Genomic DNA, 17,081 nt, shown 5'->3' with positions numbered 1-17,081 from the left:
TTATTAATGGTTCAGATGACTCAGATCCTGATGTATATGTATATCCATTTGCACCTAGTCCGGCTCCAAAATTTCCTTTTGTGGAAGGATATACAAGAATATCTTAGGAAAATGTTTTAAATTTTTTCAAGATAAATTATACTATAACTCTCAATTATAAATATAATGAAAAAATATTTGATTTTATTTAGTTTGTTACTACTGAATATTTCTGTTTTAAAAGGACAAAATTGTTATAACAAATGTTTAAACAGAAAATTAATAGATTCAACTAAAATAGAAGTTTATAAATCTATACTTTTATCAAAAGAGATAAAAAGAAAGAATGAATTTTATCTGATAAATATTGAGACTCTTGACCTTGATGTTGATTTGAATAAAATTTTTGCTATGGATGTTGTATTTTTTTATGATAAAATTAAAGAACAGAGTGATACTATTTCGATTAAAAAATTAACAAAAGAGCTTCCTTATTATTATAAAATATATGGAGAATTAGAAGAAGGAAAATATATTGAATACGATAGGCGAAGAGAAATGCTTCAGCAATCATTTTTCGAATATTATGATTGGAAAATTACTGATTATACCTATGTTCAAATATATAAGCCATTAACCAATTGGATTAATCTTTATTTTTACTTATCTAATGTTACTGAAGTAGAGCCTTATGAAATTATTCCTATTTTATATACTCGCATAAAAAATAATGAAGAAATAAAAAAAAAATATATGCTTTATAGAGTAACTTTCTCAAAAGAAGGAAAGATTGAATCTGTAAAAGAGGTAAATTAAATACAATGGAAAAGATAAAACTTTTGACTTTGCTTAGTCTTATTTTTATTTGTTACTTAAAAGGACAGATAATAGAAAGAAAGGAGAAAGGAAGGATTAACCCAATTGATTATTTAAAAACAGAGGTGTATAAATCTATAATACTTTCTGAAGAATTTAAGAGCAATAAGAAATGCCATATAGTGGGAATTAATACTACTTCATTAAAAATGGATTATTCAATAGGTAGCCCACTAGGTGATTATTTTTATAATGTTCAAGTAGTTAAAGATAGTATTTCTGTAAAAAAATTAAGAGAAGAATTATCTGAAAAATATTGGGTGTTTGAGGATTCAAAAAAATTTTTAGGTGTTGAATATGATATGAGCTACATTTCTTCACTTGAGAGATCGGATAGTTTATATGCTCCTAAATATTTGGCATATGATTATGATGTCTGTAATAATAGTATAGATGTTATAAAAATTTACGATCCTTTGGATAAATGGATGAAATTTTATGTTAATTATTATAGTAATCATCCTATTAAGATTAGTAAGGAATTTCAAAATTATGAAGTAGTTATTCCTGTAAAGTATGAGTTATTATCAAAAGGACATATGTTTCTTGAGAAAGAAAAGTATTATTTATTTAAAATTAAGATTGGTTATAACGATAAAGGTAAATTAGAAGTAATTAAAGAAATAATAAATGGTATAAAAGAAGAAAGAGATATTATATAAGATTAGGTCCTGATTATTTCACTTTAAGTTGATTTTAAGTTTGAATAATAGGCAATAAAAAAACTAAAGTTAAATTTTCTAAACACTATAATTTAGTTTAGTTAGCTCACTTTAATTTTAGACATTAAAATCTTTTTTGGGGTAAAGAAATATTTACTTTTTATGGAAGTTTAATGTATTTGGAACAAAGAACACTTAGGATGAAAGGTTGCTTTACTTTTTGCATCGGAAAATAGACCGGAGCATTAAAAAAAATCCAAGAGAAATAGTCGATAAGTAGATATCTTTCTAAATAAGGGTTATAAGAATATTTTACTTTCTGATTGTTTGCAACCTTATACTTATTAGAATAAGATTTTTATTTATTGATTTGAAATTTAAGATATCAAAAATAAATAAAACTTATTTAAAAAAGGATAAATATACCGTTCATTAAAAAAGCAGCAAAAAATAATTTTACGATCTTTATAATAATCATAATTTTATGATTGTTATAAATAATGGTTTTTTTTAATCATCTAAATTGTTGTTACTTCTTTTATATACAAATATTTAATTCGTAGGGAAAAGAGCTGTTTTTAACATGTAAATCATTTAAAAGTTTGAAATTGAAAGATGAGTCGGAAAAACCCAAACATTCATTATTTAATAAACGAATATTACTAAAAGAGATAGGTGAACCTAAAAAGTTATATTTAAAATTATAAATATAAAATTGAATATATGGAAATACAATTTATACATTATCCAGCCTGTAGTACCTGTAAAAAAGCACAAAAATGGTTAAAAGAAAACCACGTGAAATTTAGTGAAAGAAATATAACTACAGAAAATCCAACCGTGGAGGAGTTAGAACAATGGATTCAAAAAACAGGATTGCCGTTAAATAAATTTTTTAATACTTCTGGAAGGCTTTACAAAGAATTACATCTTAAGGATAAATTAAAAACCTTAGAATTAAAGGAAATAATTTCACTTTTGGCTAGTAACGGTATGTTAATAAAACGTCCCTTGCTTATTACTGATAATTTTATTTTAGTAGGATTTAAAGAAGTAGAATGGAAACAAAATTTAATTAGCTGAAATTTTTATGCTCTGTAATCCTTTATGGATATATGTTTGATGTTTATAGAGATATTATGCTGTATTTATGGCTTAATTATTGATTTCTATATCAAAAAGAACATGAAAAAAAATCTATTAGTTTTATTTGTTATAATTTTATTTAAAATTGTTTCTGCTCAGGCAATAATTAAGAAATGTAATAATTTTACCGTTTTACGCGTTTTCGACAAAATACCGGTAACATTAATATCCTCTACAGAAGAAAAAGTTGAGGTGGACGGGATAAAAAAAGAAAGAGTAAGAATATTTAATAAAGGCGGAGAATTAATCATTGAAATGGATCAAGTACAACCATTGAATGATGGTGATGTAAATGTAAAAGTATATTATAAAAAGTTAAAGAATATACACGCTTATGAAGGGGCATCCATTATTGGTAGTGATAAGCTAGAATCAAATTTATTAAATATCGGGGCAACCGAAGGTGCCAAGGTTACACTACTTGTTGGAGTTAACAAAATACATGCCAAATTAGATAAAGGAGGAGAAATAAAAGTTTCAGGTTCGGCTAGCAATCAGAGAATACATATAAATTCTGATGGAACTTATGATGCAAAAAGAGTTGGTTCTAATAAGGTTAATGTAAAAGTCTTCTCAGGGGGAACGGCTACCATAAATGCAAACGGTTCGGTCGCAGCTAAAATAATAGATGGAGGAAATATTAATGTATACGGAGGTGCGGTGATAATAAAAAAGGCAATAGAAGGAGGATATCTAAGTGTCTATTAATGAACGTATATTATAAAATCAAATAGCTCTATAAAAAAAACTTATAGTTGTTAATTGTGAGAAAAAAAAAATTAAACTAAAATTGTATCCTTTTACACAAGAATTTAAATATTAGTTTAATTAGTTTAGTTTAAATTGTAGCAAAAGAATTTTTTTTGCTGCAATTTTTTTTAATGAAGAATCAAAATTTTAGTGATTTTCTAATTCTTTGTAAAGTTTCAGATGCAATTACCCTTGTTTTATCTGCACCTTCTTTCAGAATATTTTCCAATACATCCAAATGATTCATATAGTAATTATATTTTTCTCTGGCATCTTTAAATTCACGTAAAATAACATTTAGCAGTTCTTTTTTTGCGTGTCCGTAACCATATCCTCCGGCTAAATAATTTTGCCTCATAAGTTCAATTTCTTCAGGGGTAGCCACCAATTTATAAATGGAAAAAGCATTACAGGTATCCGGATTTTTAGGGTCTTCTAATGGAGTAGAATCGGTTACAATGGACATAATTTGCTTTTTCAGCTCTTTTTCAGGAGCAAAAATTTGTAAGGTATTACCTCTGGATTTACTCATTTTATTACCATCGGTTCCGGGTACATACATAGTATTTTCCTGAATTTTTGCTTCCGGCAGAACCAAAACATCTCCATGTACCTTATTAAATTTCTGAGCAACATCTCTGGTCATTTCAAGGTGTTGTAATTGGTCCTTTCCTACTGGAACAACATGAGCATCGTAAAGAAGAATATCAGCAGCCATAAGCATAGGATACGTAAATAATCCCGAATTTACATCTTCCAAACGATCAGCTTTATCTTTGAAGCCATGTGCTAAAGCCAAACGACTATAAGGAAAATAACATAACATATACCACATGAGTTCGGTAACCTCAGGGATGTCTGATTGTCTATAAAAATAAGTTTTAGAGATATCTAATCCACAAGCAAGCCAGGTAGCAGCTATTTCATAAGTGTTTTTTTTAAGGATTTCAGAATCCTTAATTTGTGTCATCGAATGCAGATTGGCAATAAAGAAAAAGGATTCATTATTAGGATCATTACTTAGCTTTATTGCCGGTGCTATAGCTCCCAATATATTTCCTAAATGAGGAGTGCCTGTACTTTGTATCCCTGTTAAAACTCTCATGTGCGTATTTAATAAATGAATGCAAATTTACATTTAAAATAGAAAGAGAAAAATAGAATGTGCATTTATTCTAGCTACGATGATTTGCTTATGTACATTCCCAGCCTAATTACTATTTCATTTTTAATTTATTTCATCCACTCTTTAGGAAAAATACCCGGTTTGAAAAAATAAATAAGTATCAAAAATATAGCTCCTATGGTAATTGAAGAGTCAGCCACATTAAAAATGTAATTAAAAAATTGTATTCTTTCTCCTCCCCAGATGGGAACCCATTGAGGTAAATAAGTATCTATAAGGGGAAAGCGAAACATATCGACAACACAGCCTCCGAAAAGCGGAGCATATCCTTTAAAATTGAGCTTTGATATGCCCGAATATCCGTACCAATCTTTAACCAGATGATTATAAGTAGTACCGCTGTCGAATATCACTCCATAAAAGGTACTGTCAATTAGATTTCCGATTGCGCCTGCAAAAATCAAACCCGCGGGAATAGAAAAATACCATGAGTTTACTTTTTTAGACCATTTATTAATGTAATAAGCCATTAAACCGATTAATGCCAAACGCAATAAACTAAGTCCTATCTTACCGATGAATCCCCCCAATTGCACACCATATGCCATACCTGGGTTTTCTACATAAGTAAAGTAAAACCAATCGAAAACCTTAACTTCCTCATGAAGATGAAAATGTGTTTTTATATAAATTTTTGATGCCTGATCAATTAAAAGGATAAAAAAAGTTATCCATAAGACTTTCTTCATTTTACTTATTGATTGTTTTTAGCCTCAATACTTAAAGTGGCGTGAGGAACAGCTTTCAATCTTTCTTTACCGATCAATTTACCTGAAATTCTGCAAATCCCATACGTCTTGTTTTCTATCCTTACTAAAGCATTTCGTAAATCACGGATAAATTTCTCTTGACGTGCAGCCAAATGTGAATTACTTTCTTTACTCATGGTTTCCGAACCTTCCTCAAAAGCTTTAAAAGTAGGGGAGGTATCATCCGTACCATTGTTCAAATCGTTAACAAAAGCTTCTTTTAACATGGTTAAATCATTTTCCGCTTTTTCTATTTTATCAAGAATAAGTATCTTGAACTCTTCAAGTTCTTCGTCAGAGTACCTAAGTCTGTCTTCAGCCATAATTATAATTTTTTTAGTGCGATTTTAATTTTAATCTCATTAATGTCTAATTCCGTTCCTTCGGTAGTGTCACTTGTAAAAGTTAATTTATGTGTTAATGTTTCAGAGCATATATATTCCATGTTATCGTTAACAGATCTTTCAATTTCATCATTTGCCAGTATCACTAAAGATATTTTGTCAGTAACTTCCAGCCCATGATCTTTTCTCAGATTTTGAATTTTATTTACCAATTCACGGGCAATTCCTTCCGATCTCAATTCAGGAGTGATCGTTATATCCAGAGCAACAGTAAGTTTACCATCGTTAGCAACTAACCATCCCGTAATGTCCTGCGTACGTATTTCAACCTCTTCTAAATTTAGCTCATAGCCTAAAATTTGAATGGATCCGTTTTTTTCAAATTCTTCAATTTGAGAAGAAGATAAATTTTGAAGCTCTTGGCTGACCACTTTCAGATCTTTTCCTAATTTAGGGCCTAACGCTTTAAAGTTAGGCTTTACTGCTTTTATTATAATATCGGAGGCCTCTTCAGGATTTAACAACTGTACCTCTTTGACATTGACTTCTTGTTTTATTATAGGGATGATAGATTCAAGATTTTCTCTGTCTGATGTACTTAAGACAGGAATCATAATTTTTTGTAAAGGTTGACGAACTTTTATATTTTCTTTTTTACGTAAAGAAAATACCATCGTGGTTACCTTTTGAGCTAAATGAGTTCTCTCCAATAGCAGATAATCAATCTCATTTTCCTGTTTAACAGGGAAATTAGCTAAGTGTACAGAGACAAAAGGTTCTTTGCCGGTTACGGCATTCAGATCTTGATATAATCTATCGGAATAGAAAGGAGCGGCCGGCGACATTAATTTAGCAATAGTGTCCAGACATTTATAAAGAGTCTGATAGGCAGATATTTTATCATTGGAATATTCCCCTTTCCAAAAACGTCTTCTTGATAAACGCACATACCAGTTACTTAAATTATCTATAACAAAGGCATTGATAGCTCGTAATGCTTTAGTTGGTTCATAATCGGAATAAAATGAATCTACCTCTTCAATTAAGATATTTAGTTCAGAAAGTATCCATTGATCTAATTCGTTTCTATTTTCAAACGGAATATCTTTTTCTTTATAACAGAACCCATCTACATTTGCATATAGGGCAAAGAAAGAATAAGTGTTATACAAAGTACCGAATATTTTACGACGTACTTCATCTATGCCCTCTAAATCAAATTTCAAATTGTCCCAAGGTTGAGCATTGGAAATCATATACCATCGAGTTGCATCCGGTCCATACATAGCCAAAGTTTCAAAAGGTTCAACGGCATTTCCTTTACTTTTGGACATTTTATTTCCTTTTTTATCCAAAACTAGTCCGTTGGAAACTATATTTTTAAATGTGATACTGTCAAAAATCATAGTTCCTATGGCATGCAAGGTATAGAACCATCCACGAGTTTGATCGACCCCTTCGCATATAAAGTCAGCAGGGTAGTATTTTGAGGTATCAATATATTCTTTATTTTCAAAAGGATAATGCCATTGTGCATAAGGCATGGCTCCTGAATCAAACCATACATCAATCAAATCACTTTCACGCTTCATAGGCTTTCCGCTCTCGGAAACCAAGATAATTTGGTCTACAATGTTTTTATGAAGATCTATTTTATTATAATTTTCTTCAGAATAATCACCCACCACAAAATCTTCAAAAATATTTTTAGACATAAATCCGGCTTTTACAGATTTGTCCATTTCTTCTATCAATTCTTTAAGTGAGCCGATGATAATTTCTTCTTTAGCATCTTCTGTTCTCCAGATTGGTAAAGGAGTACCCCAATATCTTGATCTAGAAAGGTTCCAATCATTTGCATTCTCCAACCAGTTTCCAAATCGTCCTTCTCCTGTGGATTTAGGTTTCCAGTTTATGCTCTGGTTAAGTTCCGTCATCCTTTCACGAACCTGAGTAATTTTTATAAACCAAGAATCAAGTGGATAATATAAGATTGGCTTATCAGTTCTCCAACAATGAGGATAGTTGTGGTTATATTTTTCTACTTTAAAGGCTTTATTTTCCGTTTTTAAAAGTATGGCTAATTCTACATCAGTAGATCTTTCAGGAGCTTCATTCTCATTATAGTACTCAATACGTACATATTTGCCTGCAAAAGGTTGAGGTAAACCCTTGATAAATTTTCCCTGTAAATCCACTAAAGGAACAGGATTTTGATTTTCGTCAAGGACTAACATGGCAGGAACTCCATGTTCCTTAGAGACTTTAGCATCATCTACACCAAAAGTCGCAGCTGTATGAACGATTCCTGTTCCATCTTCGGTAGTAACATGATCTCCGTCAATTACCACAAACGCCTTATCTGCGTCTTCATAAGGTAAGGCCCAAGCAAGTAATTGTTCATATTTAATTCCGACTAAATCTTTTCCCTTATATTCAGAAAGTATTCGATATGGTATTTTTTTATTTTCAGGTTTAAATTCATTAAAATCTGAATCTGATTCTGCAGGTGCAAACTTTCCTGAAAACTGACTTCCCACCAATTCTTTAGCTAAGATTACATGAATCGGCTCAAAAGTATATTGATTAAATGTTTTCACTAATACGTAATCAATGGTGCTTCCCACTGTTAAGGCGGTATTGGAAGGTAATGTCCATGGAGTAGTTGTCCAAGCTAGGAAATAAACATCTCCGTCAATTTCATTAAATAAATTGGTGCTTTCTTTAATGGCCTTGAATTGAGCAACAATAGTGGTATCGGTAATATCCTTATAGGCACCGGGTAAGCTTAGCTCATGGCTAGAAAGACCGGTTCCGGCTTTTGGAGAATAGGGCTGTATTGTATACCCCTTATATAATAAACCTTTATTGTAAATTTGTTTTAAAAGCCACCAAATGCTTTCCATGTATTTGGGGTCGTAGGTAATATAAGGATGATTCAAATCCACCCAATATCCTATTTTTTTGGTTAATTCGTTCCAAACGCCTGTATAACGCATTACGGCTTCTTTACAAGCCTTGTTGTATTCTTCTACAGTAATTTTTTTGCCAATATCTTCTTTTGTGATACCCAACTCTTTTTCCACTCCTAGTTCTACCGGTAACCCATGAGTATCCCATCCGGCCTTTCTATTGACTTGTTTCCCTTTTAATGTCTGAAATCGACAGAAAATATCTTTAATAGTACGTCCCATTACATGGTGTATTCCAGGCATTCCGTTGGCGGAGGGAGGTCCTTCAAAAAATACATATTTTGGATTGCCTTCACGAGATTTTATGCTTTCTTGAAAAATATTGTTTTTTTCCCAGAAATCTAAAATTTCATCTGCAAATTTATTTAGATTTAATTCTTTATATTCTTTAAATTTATTGCTCATTTTATTTTAAAACAAATCTTAAAAAATTGATTTGCGAATATACGAAAAAAAAGTCTATCCTAAATGGACTTTAATTGTAAGGAAAATCTTATTTATTATATTACAATCAACTCTTTATAACTGATCAAATAAGTAAAATAATAATGCTAATTTTGTTAAAAATTTATGTCTACTCATTAAAATTTAGCTCATAAATAGGGTATATAAAATAAAATTTTTATAACAAAGGAGAAATAAGCTTAGCAATTGAATTACCCATATCAACAAGTTTATTTCTTTTAATCCATTCCCTATAGGTTACTTCCGTACTGTTCCCAATGTCTTCCATAAAAGCGTCATAAAGTTCTTGATTGATGTTCTCACTGTAAACTAAGGCACTAATTTCAAAATTTAAATCAAAACTTCGCATATCTAAATTAGCTGATCCTATAACGGATAGGTTAGTGTCTGAAATGATCGTTTTCGCATGGACGAATCCTTTAGTATATCTGTAGATTCTCACACCGGAAGCTAGGAGCTCTTTATAATAAGCGCAAGAAGCAGCGTTGACAATGATGCTGTCAGATTTATAGGGAACTAGTATCCGTACATCTACTCCGCTTAAGGCTGCATATTTTAATGCATTAACGATCGTTTCATTAGGGATGAGATACGGAGTTGTTAAATAAAGTCTTTTCCGGCTTGACATTATAATGCCGTTATAGACCAGCATGATCGTTGCTCTATCACTATCGGGGCCGCTAGCAGCAATCTGCATAAGTTCTGGATTTTTATCTATTGCGAACACCGGAGATGATTTATGAAAATAATCTTTATCAAAAGGATCAACATCATTTCCCGAGCAAAAATTCCAATCAGTTATAAAATTATATTGCAATCCATTTACAGCTTCACCTTCAACCATAAAATGAGTATCGCGCCAATATAATTTACTGTTAGAGGAATTTATATATCGGTCGTCTACATTAATTCCGCCGATAAATCCCACTTTTGAATCAATAATTATTATTTTACGGTGATTACGATAATTCATACGGTTTGCAAATGCATAGAGCTTAATTTTATAAAAAGCAGCGACTTGTACTCCTCCTTCACGTAGTTCCTTAATCATTCTTTTATTAAGAGAATGACTCCCGAAATCATCGTAAATGAATCGCACAGTAACTCCTTCTTTCGCTTTTTCCAGAAGAATTTCTTTGATTTCATTCCCGATATTATCATCGGCAAAAATATAGTATTCAATATGAATGTGTTTTTTTGCTTTTTTTAATTCTTCAAGAACTTTCCTAAATTTATTTTCACCGTTTATAAGGAGTTCAGTCCTATCAGCAATATAAAGGGCAGAAGAACTATCATTTAATAACATTCGAATCGGGTGTATTTTACCTTCTAGAAGTTTATTATATCTTAAGATTCTTTTTTCTGTATGTTCATTTATTTCATTTCTGATTATTTGATAGAAATTTCGATCGTGTGTATATTTCCTTTTATAGAGTTTTTCCAATCTATAATTCATGCCTATGGAAAAATATAAAATAACGCCTATGATAGGAAGTATAACGACTATAAGCAAATAACCGATAGCTTTTGAAGGGTTTACAGTATTTTTTATGATTTTAAAGATCGTATAAATAATAACAATGAAATAAATAATAGCACCTATTATTGATAGAAATTCAAAGTTCAAAGATTTAAACCATTCTATAAATTTATCCATATTATTGCTTGTAACTAAATATTCAATATAAATTTAATAAATGTAAATAAATTATTATTTTGATGTTTATGGATATAATTTTTATATTTTTAGGTTGTATTTTATCTTTTGTTGTGTGTATGTTTGGTTAATTGTTATTTAAAATAAAAACCTTATCAATATTTAGTATAAATTTTATGAATTAAAAAAAATGATTTTTTTATTGATCTGATAAATTTTAATAGTTAAGATGAATTATTTAAATGAGTAATAATCTTCTTATTTTTACTAATAATATTACTATAAGTTTTATATTTAATGTTAATTGAGAGATGAAAAATATGTAAATAAATTTAACAGTAATTTAATTGGTACGTAAATGTGAATTATGAAATTCTTACAAAGATACATTTACTTCTATATCTTGCTATAATAAAAAAAAGATAAGTAGGGATGAACTCTATATGGAAGCTGTTTCGTCTCCGCTTTCAAGGTAATCCCAATCGCCTCTAACTCGTAATACCTGTTCAATGACATCTCTTACACATCCCTTTCCTCCCTTATAGGGAGAAATATAATCGGCAATGGAAAGAATTTCAGGGCATGAGTCTTTAGGGGCTGCACCAATTCCTACCTTTGACATAACTTCATAATCAGGTAGGTCATCGCCCATGTATAAGACTTCATGAGGTTTCAATCCATATTTATAAAGGAAATCCTCTAGATCATTCCATTTGTATTTTGAATCAAGATATACATCCGTTATTCCTAAATAATTTAAGCGGCTCACTACAGAGGCATCTCTACCGCCTGTAATAACAGCAATTTTATATCCTTTTTTTATGGCAAATTGTAAGGCAAAACCATCTTTAGTATTCATATTTCGTATCATTTCGTTATTGATAAGAAGGATTGATCCGTCGGTCATGACTCCGTCTACATCAAATACAAATGAATTAATATGGTTGAGCTTTTCTTTATAATTTATCATTATAAGTATTTAGAATGGAATTAGTTAGTAATGAATAAAGTTGATATAAATTAGAATCGGATTCTAAAATTGACAAATGCTTTTGAATCACAAGAGAATCATTTCTTTTTGCTGGTCCTGTTTGTGCATCGTAAGGGGAAATATCATCATTGATTTTTTCTACAGTTTCTTTAATCAAGGGTTTTAAAATAGCAAAAGATATATCTTGTTTTCGACAAATTTCATTAGCGATGTAAAACAAATGATTAGTGAAATTGTTTGCCCATATTCCCGTCATATGTATTTGTAATCGTTTATTTGAATCTACAATATACGCCTCGTCTGAAATTCTGTTAGCCAAGTTGAGAAGAGTGTTTTCGTCATTTTTATTTTCTGCTTCAATAAAAAAAGGAATTTTATCATATTCTAACGCTCTTTTTCTTGAAAATGTTTGCAGCGGATAAAAAACCCCTTTTCTATATTTTCCTTTAAGGGCAGATAGAGATGTTGAGCCTGAGGTGTGTACAACTAAACAATCTTCAAAGGGTACATAGTAGGAAATTTCCGATATGGCCTTGTCGGCAGTACAAATAATATAGATATCCGCTTTAACGATTTCAGAAATTTTATCTGTATAATCTATATTATACTCATTGGCAAAATTTTGTGCTTTATCCAGTGTTCTGTTAAATATCTGGACTACGTTTACCGTATTTTCAAGCAAGGCTCTGGTTAAATGATAGGCAACATTTCCGGCACCTAAAATTACAACATCTATATGCATAGGTTTTTGACATTAATTATTTCTTAATTCAGCATGAAATTGTGTTGAAAAACAATCCAACAATTTCTTTATTACTTTATCAATATCCTGATCTGTAAGAGTTTTATTTTCATCCTGAAGGAAAAAATTCAAGGCATAGGATTTTTTACCTTTCGGTAAATTCTTACCTTCATAAACATCAAATAGATTTACGGATTTAAGTAATTTTTTTTCTGTATTAAAAGCAGCTTCATAAATGTCAAAATAGTTGGTTTCTTTATCCAATAGCAATGCTAAATCTCTTGTAGATCCAGGAAATTTAGGTATTTCGGTTAGTTTATATGGTTTCTTTTTAGAAGCGAAATCCACAAGCTTTTCCCATTCGATTTCCGCGTAAAATACATTTCCTTTTAATCCAAATTCTTTTAAAAGATTAGGATTCACACTTCCCAATTTTCCTAAAGAAATCGAATTAACGAATAATTCAATGCCCTCTTTAAATATTGGAGAAGATAATAACGGTTTTTCGTCAAGCTGTAGATTAAATCCTTTTATTAGCTGAGATATTACCCCTTTGAGATGAAAGAAGGAAGAGGAAGTATTTGGGATAATCCAATTGCTTTCTTGATAATTCCCATATAAGGCTATCGAAAGTTTTTTAATTTCTATGTAAGTCTCATCAGAAGTTTTATAATAGCTTTTTCCAAATTCATAAAATTTGATTTCTTTTTGATTACGGTTATTATTAAATGAAATACTTTGTAAAGCTCCATAAACCAAAGATTGCCTCATCACACATAAATCTGCGCTTAGTGGATTAATCAGTTCAACAAAATTGGTATCAGTACTTCTACGAGTAGTTAATGAATTATTTATAATCTCATTAAAGCCATTATATTTAAGTTGAGTTGCGATAGTATTTTCAAGAAATTCTTCATCGAATGCATTTTTCTTTTCATACGCGAATGAAAATTTTTCTGGAATATCTATTTGATTATATCCGTAAATTCTTGCAATTTCTTCAATAACATCTATTTCTCTTGTAACATCAACACGGTATGCTGGAACTAGAAGGTCTAGCACCTCATTGGTGTCGCTAATAATAGTAAATTCTAAGGATTTTAAGATTTCTTTTATCTGCTCTCGATGAATTTTCTTTCCTAAAATACAATCAATCTTGCGATATCTTACAACAGTATTTACATCCTTAATAGGAGTAGGATATTCATCTATGATCTCTCCGACGATTGTTGCATTGGCAAGTTCTTTAAAAAGTTCACATGCCTTTTTCAACGCAAGAATCGTATAATTTGGATCTACGCCTCTCTCAAAACGAAAAGATGAATCTGTGTTCAATCCTTCTTTTTTAGAAGTTTTCCTAATTGAGACAGGATCGAAATAGGCAGCTTCTAAGAAAATATTTTTCGTTTCTTGATTAACTCCTGAATTAAGTCCTCCGTATACACCTGCTAGACATAAAGGAGTATCTTGTGCGTCTTTAATAACTAATTCCGAACCTGACAGAATTCTTTCCACCTTGTCTAATGTGATAAATTTAGTTCCATCAGGTACAGTTCCTACTTTTATTTTTTGACCATTTATTTTATCTGCATCAAAAGCATGAAGCGGTAGTCCATAGGAATGTAAAATATAATTAGTAATATCTACAGCATTATTTATCGGGGATAAACCGATAACTTTTAATTGATTTTGAAGCCAGTCAGGAGAAGGTTTAATTTCAATATTTTTTAAATATATACCGGAATATCTAGGGCAAAGTTGTGGATTTTCTATCTCTACGGTAATCGGATTTCCTTTGGTTTCATCCAATTTGAAATTTTCAACGGAGATCGTTTGTAATTCAGCCTTTATTTTTCGGCTCTTTAAAGCTGCGTATAAATCGCGTGCAACTCCATAATGAGACATCGCATCTGTACGATTAGGAGTTAATCCTATTTCCAGACAGTAGTCTTTAGAGATCTTGTAAACTTCGCTAAGCGGAGTACCTACCTATAATTAATTATTTAATACAAGAATTCCTTCATGGCTTTTACCCAAGCCTAATTCATCTTCAGCACAGATCATTCCAAAAGATTCTTCTCCTCGTATTTTACTTTTTTTAATCTTAAATTCGCTACCGTCTTCAGTATATAATAGAGTACCCAAAGTTGCTACAGGAACTTTTTGTCCTTTTTCAACATTAGGTGCACCACATACAATTTGTACGATTTCTTTACCTATATTTATTTTGGTCAATTTTAGCTTGTCAGCATTCGGATGTTTTTCACATTCAATAACTTCTCCTACCACAACACCCTTAAGGCTACCTTTTACTGATTCAATTACTTCTACATCTTCCACTTCCAAACCTGTATCGGTAAGTACAGATGCTAATTTTTCAACAGGTATTTCAGTCTTTATATAATTTTGTAACCAGTTATAAGAAATTTTCATTGATTCTATCTATTTATATCAAAAAAATCTTATGTAAATAAATAATTTACATAAGAAGAAAAAAGTGGTTTATATTTTAAATTTATTTTAGCTATTAAGCATCACAGGCATTACCAACATCAGTATATCTTCATTTTCATCGAGTCCGTTAGCCGGTTTTATAATTCCAGCACGATTGGGAGTTGACATTTCAAGAGTAATGTCTTCGGATGAAATGTTATTTAACATTTCATTTAAGAATTTAGAATTAAATCCTATTTTTAATTCTTCTCCATTATAATCACAAGGAAGGCTCATATCAGCTTTATTTGAAAAGTCAATATCCTCAGCACTTAATTTAAGTAAATTTCCGTTTAATGCTAAGCGTACCTGCGAAGTTGATTTATTAGAGAACAAGGAGGCTCTTTTTAAAGAGCTTAAGAATAATTGTCTATTTATAGTCAATACATTAGGATTTTCTTTTGGTATTACCGCATCATAATTGGGGTATTTACCATCTATCAATCTACATACCCACTGGGTTTCATTATGGGTAAATCGTGCATTGGTCTCATTAAATTCAATAATCACATCATCATCATAGGCAATCAAAGCATTTTTTAATAAGGTCAGCGGTTTCTTCGGCATGATGAATTCAACTTCTTCATTGGCGGAAACATCTTTTCTAGTATATTTTACCAAACGATGTGCGTCTGTTGCAACAAATCGACATTCGGAATCGGTAAATTGAAAAAGTACGCCGGTCATTACAGGACGCATGGCATCATTTCCGGTTGAAAAAATAGTATTAGCTACAGCTTCTCCTAACACAGATGCTTTCATAGTTATGGATTTATCTGTGTCTAATTCAGGTAATACAGGGTATTGATCTACATCATCCAGTGCTATGAAGTAGTTATCTTTTTCATCCACAATTTCCAATTGATTTCCTTCTTGGGAAAAGGAAAGTGGTTGTTCGGAAAATGTTTTTACTGTATCGGTAAGTAGCTTTGAAGGAACTGCAATTTTGCCTTTATCTGTGCTTTGAACCTGGATGCTGGTTTTCATAGTAGTTTCACCATCAGATCCATAAATGGTTAGTTTATCAGAATCTAGATCGAATAAAAAATTTTCTAATACAGGTAAAGATGAATTTCCTCCGGTAACTCCACTTATTAATTGTAATGCCTTTAATAATTCTCCGCTTGAAACTATGAATTTCATATATGAATTTTTTCTTAATATTTACAAAATTAGTTTTTTTAGTTCTAAATCAAACTCTTTTTTTTATTTTTTATTGAAAAAATTTGAGTATCTATTTTGATAAATGTATAAATAAAAAATTCTTTATGATGTATTTCATTCTTTTGTCTAAAAAAAAATCTTATTATTATGATAAAAAGATAATTTCTATTTTCAAAATATTTTTCAATTAAACAGTTGATAATTTTGTTTTTGAGATTTTTAATTAAAATGATTATAATAAGTAATTTTTTTGATATGAAGAAATCTAAATATAATTTATTTTTTTAATAAAAATTGTAAATAGTAATAATATATGTGAAATACTTTTTATATAAACAATTTTTAAGATAATGTGTTCTTACAATTAAAAAATTGTTATATTTGCAGACTAAAAAATCTAAAATATCCATTGGGGATGACCGGTTTTGACTGCAAGTTCAATGGGTAAGTAAGCATGTCGAGTCACGTAGTGTAATCTCGTAAATCTTCCATTACAAAATTATAACTGGCAACGAAGAATACGCTTTAGCTGCTTAATTAAGACTGAATCATAGTAGGTCTAAGCGATTTCCTTACAAGGTAAGGAAGCTAAATGTCTCTCAAAAGCCCTTCTCTGCGGCGTTTGGTAAAGAGGCACGGGAATGTGGAGATAGAACAGAATAAGCATCGGATTCTGTTCGAAAATTTTGATGATAAGCCTTTTGTAGAGTGTGAATTCTCAGCAAGCGGACGAAAATTAACAATTCACTAAGCATGTAGAAAGCTTGCGTATTGCTTGTTTGGACGAGGGTTCGAATCCCTCCATCTCCACTTTTTTAACCCGCTCAAATAGCGGGTTTTTCTTTTTATATGCGAGTATAACAAAGATTTTATCGTTTTAAATTTATTAGATTGTGCCATATAGT

At 30.6% G+C, this 17,081-nt stretch carries 12 protein-coding genes, 1 other RNA gene and 1 pseudogene; 5 read left to right on the top strand and 9 right to left on the bottom strand.

All coding sequences use genetic code 11. The annotated features are described in order from the left end of the window. The first annotated feature begins 165 nt into the window (after positions 1 to 165). The 4 genes from M3Z80_RS01875 (at position 166) to M3Z80_RS01860 (ending at position 3,371) form a co-directional block, all read left to right on the top strand. Complete coding sequence (locus M3Z80_RS01875) at positions 166 to 795, top strand: hypothetical protein (protein ID WP_293916990.1); 630 nt, start codon at positions 166 to 168, stop codon at positions 793 to 795. Between the two features lie 5 nt (positions 796 to 800). Then, on the top strand, positions 801 to 1,517 hold the full coding sequence (locus M3Z80_RS01870; protein WP_293916988.1) for a hypothetical protein: 717 nt from the start codon (positions 801 to 803) through the stop codon (positions 1,515 to 1,517). A 723-nt stretch (positions 1,518 to 2,240) separates the two neighbouring features. Beyond that, a complete protein-coding gene (locus M3Z80_RS01865) occupies positions 2,241 to 2,600 on the top strand; it encodes an arsenate reductase family protein (RefSeq protein WP_293916986.1) in 360 nt (119 codons plus the stop codon). Between the two features lie 102 nt (positions 2,601 to 2,702). Then, on the top strand, positions 2,703 to 3,371 hold the full coding sequence (locus tag M3Z80_RS01860) for a head GIN domain-containing protein (protein WP_293916985.1): 669 nt from the start codon (positions 2,703 to 2,705) through the stop codon (positions 3,369 to 3,371). A 181-nt stretch (positions 3,372 to 3,552) separates the two neighbouring features. Here the strand turns inward: M3Z80_RS01860 and trpS are convergent, their stop codons facing one another. The 9 genes and pseudogenes from trpS to dnaN form a co-directional block, all read right to left on the bottom strand. Then, positions 3,553 to 4,518, bottom strand: coding sequence for a tryptophan--tRNA ligase (gene trpS, locus M3Z80_RS01855; RefSeq protein WP_293916983.1), 966 nt, complete (start codon positions 4,516 to 4,518; stop codon positions 3,553 to 3,555). 128 nt (positions 4,519 to 4,646) lie between these two features. Continuing rightward, positions 4,647 to 5,288, bottom strand: a complete 642-nt coding sequence (locus M3Z80_RS01850; RefSeq protein ID WP_293916982.1) for a lipoprotein signal peptidase — start codon at positions 5,286 to 5,288, stop codon at positions 4,647 to 4,649. A gap of 5 nt (positions 5,289 to 5,293) precedes the next feature. Further along, complete coding sequence (locus M3Z80_RS01845; RefSeq protein WP_293916980.1) at positions 5,294 to 5,671, bottom strand: TraR/DksA family transcriptional regulator; 378 nt, start codon at positions 5,669 to 5,671, stop codon at positions 5,294 to 5,296. A 2-nt stretch (positions 5,672 to 5,673) separates the two neighbouring features. Next, positions 5,674 to 9,069: an isoleucine--tRNA ligase gene (gene ileS / locus M3Z80_RS01840; RefSeq protein ID WP_293916978.1), complete on the bottom strand. Its 3,396-nt coding sequence runs from the start codon at positions 9,067 to 9,069 to the stop codon at positions 5,674 to 5,676. A 217-nt stretch (positions 9,070 to 9,286) separates the two neighbouring features. After that, on the bottom strand, positions 9,287 to 10,786 hold the full coding sequence (gene cls, locus M3Z80_RS01835; protein WP_293916976.1) for a cardiolipin synthase: 1,500 nt from the start codon (positions 10,784 to 10,786) through the stop codon (positions 9,287 to 9,289). A 439-nt stretch (positions 10,787 to 11,225) separates the two neighbouring features. Continuing rightward, positions 11,226 to 11,756, bottom strand: a complete 531-nt coding sequence (locus tag M3Z80_RS01830) for a KdsC family phosphatase (protein WP_293916975.1) — start codon at positions 11,754 to 11,756, stop codon at positions 11,226 to 11,228. Continuing rightward, positions 11,743 to 12,519: a Rossmann-like and DUF2520 domain-containing protein gene (locus M3Z80_RS01825; RefSeq protein ID WP_293916974.1), complete on the bottom strand. Its 777-nt coding sequence runs from the start codon at positions 12,517 to 12,519 to the stop codon at positions 11,743 to 11,745. Before M3Z80_RS01825 ends, M3Z80_RS01830 begins: the two co-directional genes overlap by 14 nt. Before the next feature lie 12 nt (positions 12,520 to 12,531). Beyond that, a pseudogene (gene pheT / locus M3Z80_RS01820) lies at positions 12,532 to 14,952 on the bottom strand (phenylalanine--tRNA ligase subunit beta). 87 nt (positions 14,953 to 15,039) lie between these two features. Then, positions 15,040 to 16,155, bottom strand: a complete 1,116-nt coding sequence (gene dnaN / locus M3Z80_RS01815; RefSeq protein WP_293916973.1) for a DNA polymerase III subunit beta — start codon at positions 16,153 to 16,155, stop codon at positions 15,040 to 15,042. 432 nt (positions 16,156 to 16,587) lie between these two features. On the opposite strand from dnaN, the gene ssrA reads away from it, so the two are divergent. Next, positions 16,588 to 16,989: a transfer-messenger RNA gene (gene ssrA / locus M3Z80_RS01810) on the top strand. Positions 16,990 to 17,081: the final 92 nt, after the last annotated feature.

The organism is Apibacter sp. (assembly GCF_025291155.1).
In the GTDB taxonomy this organism is placed as follows: Bacteria; Bacteroidota; Bacteroidia; order Flavobacteriales; family Weeksellaceae; genus Apibacter.
The sequence above is the reverse complement of the archived record's forward strand: the minus strand, read 5'-3'. Positions and strand labels throughout refer to the sequence as shown.